This is a genomic window from Soehngenia sp., assembly GCF_055108775.1.
In genome coordinates, this window is record NZ_JBSQIL010000054.1 from 1 (window position 1) to 11,734 (window position 11,734).

At 29.0% G+C, this 11,734-nt stretch carries 8 protein-coding genes; all 8 read left to right on the forward strand.

Going from position 1 to position 11,734, the window contains the following annotated elements; genetic code table 11:
* On the forward strand, positions 1-2,152 hold a 2,152-nt coding region (locus ACTB1H_RS07315), incomplete at its 5' end, for a PD-(D/E)XK nuclease family protein (protein ID WP_463262186.1).
* Positions 2,149-5,337 carry a UvrD-helicase domain-containing protein gene (locus tag ACTB1H_RS07320; RefSeq protein WP_463262187.1) on the forward strand — a complete coding sequence of 1,063 codons (3,189 nt, stop codon included), beginning with the start codon at positions 2,149-2,151 and terminating at the stop codon, positions 5,335-5,337. The genes ACTB1H_RS07315 and ACTB1H_RS07320, both read left to right, overlap by 4 nt.
* A gap of 621 nt (positions 5,338-5,958) precedes the next feature.
* Complete coding sequence (locus ACTB1H_RS07325) at positions 5,959-6,486, forward strand: GNAT family N-acetyltransferase (protein ID WP_463262188.1); 528 nt, start codon at positions 5,959-5,961, stop codon at positions 6,484-6,486.
* The gene (gene larE, locus ACTB1H_RS07330) at positions 6,479-7,288 is read left to right on the forward strand and encodes an ATP-dependent sacrificial sulfur transferase LarE (protein ID WP_463262189.1); all 810 of its coding nucleotides are present in this window, start codon (positions 6,479-6,481) and stop codon (positions 7,286-7,288) included. Before ACTB1H_RS07325 ends, larE begins: the two co-directional genes overlap by 8 nt.
* A 30-nt stretch (positions 7,289-7,318) precedes the next feature.
* Entirely contained in the window at positions 7,319-8,056 is a 738-nt protein-coding gene (gene larB, locus ACTB1H_RS07335) for a nickel pincer cofactor biosynthesis protein LarB (protein ID WP_463262190.1), read from the forward strand.
* On the forward strand, positions 8,046-9,317 hold the full coding sequence (gene larC, locus ACTB1H_RS07340) for a nickel pincer cofactor biosynthesis protein LarC (protein ID WP_463262191.1): 1,272 nt from the start codon (positions 8,046-8,048) through the stop codon (positions 9,315-9,317). The genes larB and larC overlap by 11 nt, the downstream gene beginning before the upstream one ends.
* Positions 9,318-9,397: 80 nt before the next feature.
* On the forward strand, positions 9,398-10,210 hold the full coding sequence (locus ACTB1H_RS07345; RefSeq protein ID WP_463262192.1) for an SDH family Clp fold serine proteinase: 813 nt from the start codon (positions 9,398-9,400) through the stop codon (positions 10,208-10,210).
* A 180-nt stretch (positions 10,211-10,390) separates the two neighbouring features.
* Positions 10,391-11,725: a nucleobase:cation symporter-2 family protein gene (locus ACTB1H_RS07350; protein ID WP_463262193.1), complete on the forward strand. Its 1,335-nt coding sequence runs from the start codon at positions 10,391-10,393 to the stop codon at positions 11,723-11,725.
* Positions 11,726-11,734: the final 9 nt, after the last annotated feature.

An 11,734-nucleotide genomic window follows, 5' to 3' on the forward strand; every position in this document is an offset into this window, starting at 1 on the left:
CATAGACTTATACAGGATAGCATTGATTATCGCTGATAAGATGACCTATGAAGAAAAAATACTTGATATATTTAATGAATATGGCATTCATATTGCATTGAGTAAATCTGAAAAAATCACAAATATTCCATTTATACGAACTTTAATTTCGTTTCTAAAATTGAAAACATACAGATTTAATAAGGATTTGTTAAAAGAAATTGCATCAAGCCCATATATAGATCTAGAAAGTAGAGAAGGCATTTTATATATATTAAACAATTTTTACAAAGGAATTGATACGACCAATTATTTAAATAATTTATCTAATGAAGATGCGAAGATTAGAGAAATAAGCAAGTCTTTTATTGAATTTGATGAAAAGGTAAGCGAAAGATTGTCTCTTTTTGAATCAGAAGCTAAATTCGAGGAGTTTAAGGATGAACTTATCAAAATAATTAATGATCTTAAGTTAAAGGAAAGAATTATAGATTTATACAACAGCAATGTCATATCATTTGATTTGATGACAAGAGATTTAAAAGCCTTATTCGAATTTGAAAATATCTTAAATAATATCGCTAAGTCTTATGCGTACTATAATAGGGATATTAGCTACAATGAGTTTATATTAACACTTGATTTCTATCTAAGAGAAAAAACTGTCATATTAAATAATAAGCTAAGTTATGGGGTGAAAGTATTAACTACTGAAGTGATTAGAGGCACGACGTATGATTATGTATTTTTTATGGGTTTAAATGAAGGTATAATCCCTAGTATAATAAATAATACTGGGATATATTCTAACAGGGAGAGGGATTTATTAAATAATTCAAAAACAAATAGAAATCGATACGAGATGGATAAAGAAAAAATAAGATTTTTATTTTCAATAGCATCAGCTAATAAAGCTTTATATTTAAGTTATAGGACAGCAAATGAAGATGGATCATATATAGCAAAATCTCAATTTCTTGATGAACTATTGTATAAGATAGGAGAAAATACATCGAAAAAGACTTTAAGATCAATGAAAAATAGGTTTGAATTCGATTCAGTATATTCTAAAAATGAAGCCTTAATGAGATATTGTATGACCCATGAAAAAGAAATCAGCCAATTATTAAGTAATATTTCAAGTAGAGAGTTAAAAAATATTATAATGGCTCGAAGTATTGAAGACAAAAGAAATGGTGAGATATACACAGAGTATGATGGGAGGGTTGATGAAAATTTAGCATACAAAATATTTGACGATGCTAAATACAGCGCTTCTAAAATAATGACATATAACAAATGTCATTTTAAATATCTTCTTGAACAAGGATTAGGTGTATATAAATGGGATGAGGACGTATTTTCTAGTATCAACCAAGGGAATATATTCCATGAAATATTAGCAAACTATTATAGAGAATTTATTCAAAATAAAACGATTTACGATGAACAAAAAATTGAATATTTAGCAGATTTAGCATTCAATAAATACGGACTAGTTCTTGAAGATATTTTAACTGATAGAACAAAAAGGATTATTCTCGATAAAATTAAAAAGTTCATTAGTGTAGACGTTGAATTTAATGAGAAAATAGATTTTAGACCATTTTTTATAGAACAATGGTTTTCAGAAGATGTTTTAGCAGAAAATGCACAGATTTATGGTCGTATTGACAGAGTTGATTTAGAGTATTCTGGCAATAAGCCAACAGGAAGGTACATAGTATATGATTACAAAATGTCTAACGCAGGGTCGTTAAGCGATATTTTAAAAGGTGATGCAATACAGGTTATCATATATTATTCTGCTGTGGAAAAATTGCTTAAATCAAAAGGGTTAAATCCTAACTGTGTTGCTCTAGTGTATTATGACATAAATAAAACAATTGAAAGAGGAAAACCTAAAATTTCAGGAGTAATTGTTGATGAAACGAGAAAAATTCTCGATATAGATCGAAAAACCAATACAGTTTTAGAAGAAAATTTAGATGTAATATTTACTCATATTAATAAAAACTTCATAGAAAATAGCATAAAAGGTATAAATAAAGGGTTATTTACACTGCCAAAGAAATGCAAATACATTAATAACTATGGTTATAAGTGCGATTTTCAAGATATCTGTCGATATAATCCTATTGTGCTAATGAATAAAAGAGAGGAAACAATATGATTGATTTAGAACAAATAATGCAAAGATACAATGTAAATGAAGAACAAGCAAAAGCATTAGATATAAACAAAAATATCGCCTTACATGCAGGAGCTGGCTCTGGAAAGACAAGAGTTTTAACTAGGAGATTTTTAAAGATATTACTCGATACAGATGCAAAAATAGATGAAATAGTAGCAATTACATTTACTAAAAAAGCTGCATTGGAGATGAAGGAGAGAATATTAGGCCTAATAAATGAATTTTTAGAAGATGAGAAAGACAATGAAATGGTATCTAAACTTAATGAGATAAAAGAAAATATGGTTCTTTCAAACATCTCAACATTTCATAGTTTCTGCGATGATATAATCAAGGAGAATTACTACCTAATTGGGATTGATCCAATGTATAAAATTATTGAAAACATTGATAGACAGGCAATTTTAAAAAAGTGTGCAGAAGAAATATTGAATTTATTCATAGAAGATGATAGATACCACAATTGTTTTGATATGTATTTTTCAAGTGTTAAAGTAAAATACGATTTAAAAACTCAAATTCTCAATGAAATTCTGAGTATATATAAAGAAATAACAACTAGAGGAGATAGCATAAAAGAAGCTATTGAATATTCAACAAATAACATTGTAAATTATTATGAGAATGATGAGAATTATAGAGATTGTCAATTAGTTATCGACTTTATATTGGAAATGGTAAACGCAGTTGATGAAAAATATCAGGAAGAAAAAAGATCATTGAATTTAATGGACTTTAATGATTTAGAAAGATATACTTTAGAGATCTTAGAAAAAAGCGAAGAAACCAGAGAAAAGTTAAAAAATAGATTCAGATACTTTTTAGTGGATGAATTTCAAGATACTAACGAAATTCAATTAAAAATATTGTTATATTTGGCTGAGGATAATGGGAAAATTGAAGATGGGAAGCTATTTGTTGTTGGTGATATTAAACAATCAATTTATCAATTCAGAGGCGCTAATTACAAGGTATTTGATCAGATTACTTCAATTATCCAACAAAATGGAGAAAGAATGAATTTGTTAAAAAACTATAGAAGTCATGATAAAATAGTAGAAATAACAAACGACATTTTTAATAGGATCATGGAAATATATGAACCTTCTGAAACTACAAACTCATTAGAAGGAGAGTCTGGGTTTATCTTTACATTTATCGATAATTCAAAAGAGGAAACAAATAATAAATTAAATATTAAAAAGTTGAGAGAAAGCAAAGTATCTTCTGAAGAACTAATGACACTGCTTGAAGAAAATGAAAGTGATAGTAGAATAAAAGAAGCCAATTTCATAGCTAATAAGGTAGCTGAATTAAACAATAAGGGCATACAATATAAAGATGTTGCAATACTACTAAGAAATAGAAATAGTTTGAAAGAGTTTGAAAACGCATTAAAAGAAAAAAACATTCCATATACTGTGCTTGGAGGAATAGGATATTATGACTCACAAGAGGTAAAGGATTTAATTAATTTGATTAAGTTTATGTATAACCAAGATGAGAAAAGATCATTTTTGGCATTGATGAGATGTCCTTTTGTTGGCTTATCTGATAATGATGTGATAGAGATATTTTCTCACATTAAAAGCACTGATGACTTAGAATTGGCGAAAGGATTGAATCCTAAAACTGATTTGTTGTTTGACTTAAAGCAAAAAGCTTCTTTTTTAAAGATACACGATTTAATTAAACTTGTTGATCATGAGCTAGACATACAAAAAATTCTTTTAATTCAAGATGATGGCTTGCAGAAATATAGAAATTATGAAAAATTTTTAGAAATAGCAATTGAATTTGATAATAAGGGGATTTATTCGCCACTTGAATTTATTGAGTATATTGATAATTTATCCAGTGAATCAGATCAGGAACCAGTGGCATTTTTGGATACTGAAAATAGCGATGCAGTTAAAATCATGACGATACATGCAGCAAAGGGACTTGAATTTGAAGCTGTTTTTATTCCAGCCCTTGATTATCAGCTTACTAAAGATAATAATGAAAACTTTATATATGATACATCCACTGTAGATAGTGCTAGATTAGGCTTGTGTTTTAAAAATTCAAAAACAGATGCAATGTTTAATGATATAGTCAATAAAAAGGCAATAGAAAATAGATATGAAGAGCTAAGAATTCTTTACGTGGGCATAACTCGTGCGATTAGGTTTTTGTCATTAAGTGGTATAGAAAAAAGGAATAATGCAAAGACAATATTTGGTGAACTAAGGAATTTACCTTTTAATAAATATGAAGAGCTAACTAAATCATTTGATAATTATGTTTACATCAGTGAAGAATCATCGCTCAATAGACAATTTAATAGCCTAAATACAACAAAAGTTCTTGATAATATTAATTTTAAAATTGATTATTATTCAAAATCTGTTGTTAGTATTTCCAAGTACATGATGTTTAAAGATTGCCCAAGAAAATATTTTTATAGATATGTTCTATATTTGGATGATAATAAATTTAATAGAGATATTATTTTAGAAAAATATGAAGATGATTTAGAAAACAATCCAAATGCAAAAGATCAGATGGATGCTATAAAGTTAGGATCATTCATACATGGAGTATTAGAGGATTTAATACTAGATAGAGAAATAGATATTGAAAAAGAAATTAAAAAATGTTTAGGTCAAATAAAAGAGACTCAAAAGACTAGGATATATAAGCTTATTGATAACTTCTTAAAAATAGAAAATAATCAAAAAATCACTAAGTCAGTAAAAACTGAGTTTGAGTTTAGAGTTAGATTATTGGAGAGCTCTTTAATACTTTATGGAATTATTGATAGGATAGATATTTATGACGAAAATGGAGAGAAGAAAATAGATATTATAGATTATAAAACAAACAGAGTGAATAGCATTGATGAAGAGGTGAAAATAATAAAAGATTATACGCCTCAGTTTGTTGCATACAAATATGCAATCAAAAAAATTTACCCTAATATTGAGATAAATCATATGTATATCTATTTATTAGATAATGGTAAAAAACTAGAAGTAAAATTTGATCATATACAAGAAAGCTATATTTTAAATGATATTGTTAATATTTTTTCTAAACTGGAAACAGAGAAAGAATATAAATTTATCACTCAAGAGAAATGTGTAGGAAAGTGTGAATATGGTTTTCTGTGTGGAGTGTAAACTCTATTGAATTATTTCATGAATTATTTCGCCTACTTATGAAATAGCTATAAACTATAATCTAAATTTTTTACAGAATTAGAAAATAGTAAAACCCTGTTCAGATATATAATTCTGAACAGGGTGCTTTAAAATTATAAAAACAGAAGTTTACAAGTTTCTTGATATGGAAGGTAGTTTAATAGCTCATTTTGTATTAACAGAGAATGGGTATATTGTTGTTAATGCTAATGCTGATTACAATATTAACAGAAAAAGAAAGAAACGAAATAATTATCTTTTGTTCATAGACCTAATATTAATTTATATTATCATATATTGTCCAAGTTTCATACCCATCTATATTGTCAATTTCCTCATTCGATATAGGTGTCTTATTATAACCACTGGTAATTAAATAATTATAATCATTCCCTTCCTTTTTATCATCTACATAAATAAATAAATTAAAATCAGATGGCCTATTTCCACCTCAATACTCATTGCCAATTTTTTGCATAAATTCTACATTATAAGGAATATTGATTCAACCAAGATTCCTTATTTGGAAGTATTTTTTTATTGTAAATAAACCTATCTATTATTATAATTAGAGATACAAAATAATAAAGAGGTGAGTTTATGGAATTTAGGAAAGCTACAATAAAAGATGTTCCTCAAATAATGAGCATAATTTATAAAGCTCAAGAAAATTTTAGAATAAAAGGAATCGATCAATGGCAAAACAATTACCCTAATGAAGAAATAATAATAGATGATATTAATAAAGGATACGGGTTTGTTTTATCGGAGAATGACTATATAATAGGATATGTTGCAATTTCTTTTGACGGAGAGGAAACATACAATAAAATATATGATGGTCAGTGGCTTAGCAATGGGGAGTATGCAGTAATCCATAGGATAGCTATAAATGAGAATTATAAAGGAAGAGGATACTCATATAAAATAATGGAAAACGTAGAAAAATATTGTAAAGACAATGGAGTATACAGCATTAAAGTTGATACACATATTAAAAATATCCCTATGCAACGAATAATGGAAAGACTAAATTATATATATTGCGGCAAAATATATTTAAAAGATGGCAGTGAAAGAATAGCATTTGAAAAATTACTTGATCATAAAGGTGATAAAAATGATTAAGATAGAAATGCTATTTGATAGAATCGAAGAGTTAATGGAAGATGGGCTTTGTATAGCATTTTCCGGTGGAGTTGATAGCACTTTGCTTTTAAAAATTGCTTCTTATATTAATAGAGATAATAAATATAAATTACATGCTGTTACTTTTCATACTAAGCTTCACCCAATGAATGATATCAATATATCAACTGATTTAGCAAATGAAATGAATGTTTCCCATGAAATAATTGAAATTGATGAATTCCAGAATGAAGAGATTCTGAATAACACAATTGACAGATGTTACAATTGCAAGAAATTTATGTTTCAAAAACTTGTAGATTTTGCTAAAGCAAATGATGTCAAAAATATAATCGATGGCACTAATTTTGATGATCTTTCAACATATAGGCCAGGGTTAAAAGCTCTTAAAGAGCTAGATATAAAAAGCCCGTTAGCAGAGCTTGGCATTGATAAGAATACTGTTAGAAAATGGGCTAATGATTTAGGCATAAAGGTTGCAAATAGACCTTCAGCACCTTGTCTTGCTACTCGCATACCATATAATACAACAATTGATTTAAATTTATTGAATAGGATTGACATTTGTGAAAATGAGATAAAAAAAATGGGGTTTGATGTAGTTAGACTTAGGGTTCATGATGAAATAGCTAGGATAGAAGTAAAAAAAGACGATATGTACAGATTGTTGGAGAATTCAGATAGAATAATAGATTTATTAAAATCTAATGGATTTACTTATATAACTATTGATATTGAAGGATTCAGATCAGGAAGCATGGATGTTAATATAAATTTTTAAGGATGTGAAAACATGGAATTAGAGGATATTTTGAAAAAAGTAAAAAAAGATGAGCTTTCTATTGAAGATGCTGTTAAAACTTTAAAAAAAATGCCATATGAAGAACTAGGATTTGCAAAACTTGATCATCATAGGAAAGTAAGAAAGGGATATGGAGAGGTCATATTATGCGAAGGAAAATCGAAAGATCATTTAATTAATATATTCAAACATTTTGCTGAAAATGATGTTGATGTCATGGGCACAAGAGCATCAAAAGAACAGTTCGAAAGTATAAAAGAAATAATAGAAAATGTAGAATATGACGATTTATCTAGAATTTTAAAACTAAAAAGGTCAAGTTACAAAAATTTAGGTAATATTGCCATTTGCACAGGGGGGACTTCAGACATACCAGTTGCTGAAGAAGCTGCACAAACTGCTGAATTTTTTGGAAGTAAAGTATTGAGAATTTATGATGTTGGAGTAGCAGGTATACATCGACTTTTATCAAAAATAGATGAGATATCAAATGCAAATTGTATTATTGCAGTAGCCGGTATGGAAGGAGCTTTGCCAGGAGTTATTGCAGGTATGGTAGATAAACCGCTAATTGCTGTTCCCACATCAGTGGGATATGGAACAAATTTTAACGGAATATCTTCACTACTTACAATGTTAAATTCCTGTGCAGAAGGAATTGCTGTGGTAAATATTGATAATGGATTTGGCGCTGGATATATTGCAAACCAAATCAATCAATTGGTGGTGAATTCAAATGGCAAATAAAGCATTATATTTTGAATGCAATTCTGGTATCAGTGGAGATATGACAGTTGCTGCACTATTGGATTTGGGATTAGATCAAGAAAAATTATTATATTATTTAAATAGCTTAAAAATAGAGGGGTTTAAGATAAATATAGAGAAAGTGCTTAAAAATTCAATATCTGCTTTGAAATTTGATGTAATTTTGAACTCAGAAGATAATATATATAAAACAAATAATATAAAAGAAATTAAGCCTGGTTATTCAGTGAAATTAAAGGCAGCCAAAAAAAAGCACAATCATAATCATGAACATAGGAATCTAAATGATATTAATAAAATCATTGACGATTCAATGCTTTCAGATAATGCTAAGAAAATAGCTAAAGGAATATTTGAAATAATAGCTAAAGCTGAGGCTAAAGCACATAATTTAGATATATATGAAGTGCATTTTCACGAAGTAGGAGCGGTTGATTCTATAGTTGATATTGCAGCTACTGCTATTTTAATTGATGAATTAGGAATCAAAGAAATATATTTTTCACCTATATCTGAAGGAAAAGGAATTGTAAAAATACAACATGGGATATTACCGGTTCCAGTTCCAGCAGTAGCAAATATATTTGCACAAAATGATTTAATTATGAATTTAACTGATGAAGAAGGTGAAATGATAACTCCTACAGGTGCAGGAATTGCGGCTTTTTTAAATTCAAAAAATAAGATGCCACATAAATTTAGAATTAAAAGAATAGGCTTAGGTGCAGGATCAAAAGATTTTTCGAGGGCTAATATATTAAGAATATTTGAGATTGAAATAGAAGAAAGTGATTACTATGACGAAGATGATGTAATTTTGCTAGAAACAAATATTGATGATATAACTTCAGAAAACTTAGGATTTGTTTTTGAAAGATTACTTGAAAATGGGGCAAATGATGTGTTTTTTACCCCCATATATATGAAAAAGAATAGACCTTCGTATATGCTTAGTGTAATATCAAAGAATATTTATAAAGATAAATTAGAGGAGATAATTTTTATAAATACTACTTCGCTAGGTATAAGAGAGCAAAAGATTAAAAGAAAAATGTTAGAGCGAGAAATAGTGAAGGTAAATACAAAATATGGGGAAATGACAGCTAAGAAAATCAACTTAGAAAATGGGAGTTTTAGGATACAACCTGAATATGAAGAAGTAAAAAAAATATGTATTAAAAACAATTTAAGCTTTTATGAAGTTTACAATGAAATCCTTTGTGAAATAAATAGACATTAGCTCAAGTTAGCCATATGCTTAAGCAGATTTAATTTGGGTAAAAATACTATAGAATTGCATGTGTGAAGGAGGGAATGAAAATGTTTTTTGAGATATTCATGATATTTTTTATCATCTCTATAATGCAACCTATAATAAGACAACAAGCATTGAAATCTGCTAGAAAGAGAATAATTCATAAGCTAGAAGAGAAAAATAATTCAAGAGTTATCACTCTTATTCATAGACAAGAAAGCATGAGTTTTTTTGGTTTTCCAGTAATGAGATATATCGACATAAATGATTCAGAACAATTGATGAGAATTATACAAATGACAGACGATGAAATGCCTATAGACTTAATCATTCACACACCTGGTGGTTTAGCCTTAGCTTCACTTCAAATAGCGAGGGCATTGAGAAATCACAAAGGTAGGGTAAGGGTATTTATACCTCATTATGCTATGTCAGGAGGTACATTAATAGCATTAGCTGCTGACGACATTATCATGAGTGAAAATGCAATGCTAGGACCAGTTGATCCGCAACTTGGTCAATATCCTGCGCCTTCTATTGTTAATGTTTTGAATAAAAAATCAGTTGATAAAATAGATGATGAAACTTTGATAATGGCAGATGTAGCACAAAAAGCTATTAATCAATTATATAATTCTATAATTTCATTATTACCAGATACGTACTCTATAGAAGAAAAAAAACACATTTCTAATATGCTAACTCAAGGTTTTTGGACACATGACTATCCTATAACAGTTGATGTAGCAAAAGAATTAGGATTACATGTTAGTACAGATATGGATCCTTTGGTATATAAATTGATGGATTTATTCCCTCAAGCTACGAATGCATCTCCATCTGTTGAACACGGTCATAGCAATAAGTTAAATAAATAAATTTATTTGTAAAAAACACTGCTTAGATCTTAAATAAGCAGTGTTTTTTTAATTGAAGAAATATGTAGAAAGTATACATTTAAATAATTAATAATTCAGAAAAATTTGTAAATATCATATATACATATGATTCCAATAATCGTGTATATTTTAACTAATAATGAGAGGAGGAAGGTAAAAGTGGATGAAACAATAAAAAACATTGAGGTTGGGAAATCAGTAAACGAAACAAATCAATCTATACTATATGGGGTTGAAGACAAGCCACCATTATTAATGTCAATATTGTTGGGTTTTCAGCACATATTAGCTGCATTTGGGGGTATCGTCGCAGTTCCATTAGTTGTGGGAGGTGCCCTTGGACTGAACATTCAAGATATTTCTTATTTAGTTAGTGCAGCTATATTTGTGGCTGGTGTTGCTACAATTATCCAGTCAAGAGGGATTGGTCCAGTTGGGGCAAGAGTAGCCTGTGTGATGGGAACTGACTTCACTTTTGTTGCTCCTTCAATAGCTGTAGGATCTACTTTGGGGCTTCCAGGAATATTTGGAGGTACAATTTTAGGTTCTTTCATAGAAATAATAATCAGTAGATTTATAAAACCACTAATGAAAATTTTTCCACCTATTGTAACAGGAACTGTAGTCACACTAATAGGGATAACACTTTTACCAGTTGCGATAGATTGGGCAGCAGGTGGCTATGGCTCACCTACATATGGAAGCTTGCTTAACATTTCAATTGCGATCTCAGTAATGATTTTGATTATATTATTAAATCGATATGCAAAAGGTTTAATATCTTCGGCAGCAGTTATGATAGGAATTATTTTTGGTTACATTATTTCATATCCTTTTGGTTTGTTAAATTTTGGAGAAGTTGCTAATGCAAGTTGGCTAGAGTTACCAACTATATTTAAATATGGAGTAGATTTTAGTCTAGCTGCTGTTGTTCCTTTTGTGGCGGCATATCTAGTAACTTCAATTGAAACCGTAGGATGTTTAAAAGCAATCGGAGAAGCTTCTGGCAAAGACCTTACAGATAAAGAAATAGGGGCAGGATTATTAGCTGATGGAATTGGAAGCACAATTGCTGGTTTCTTTGGAGCAGGAGCAAATACTTCCTTTAGTCAAAACGTTGGACTTATACCAATGACAAGAGTTGCTAGTAGACATGTAGTAGTTGTTTCGGGGATAATCCTTCTAATATTAGGAATTTTCCCTAAATTGGGAGCTTTGATAGCTATAATGCCAGCACCAGTTTTAGGTGGCGCAGGAATTATCATGTTTGGTATGGTCGCATCATCTGGTATAAAAACTATTAGTAGAGTTGAAATGAACAACCGTAATCTATTGATTCTTGCAGTTTCTATTGGATTAGGTCTTGGGGTAACAGTAAGACCAGATATAATTTCAAATCTTCCATCTGGACTAAGACTATTGTTTTCATCTGGAATAAGTACAGGCACTATCACAGCATTATTATTGAATATTATATTAAAAGAAGAAAAATAATAAAAAGAT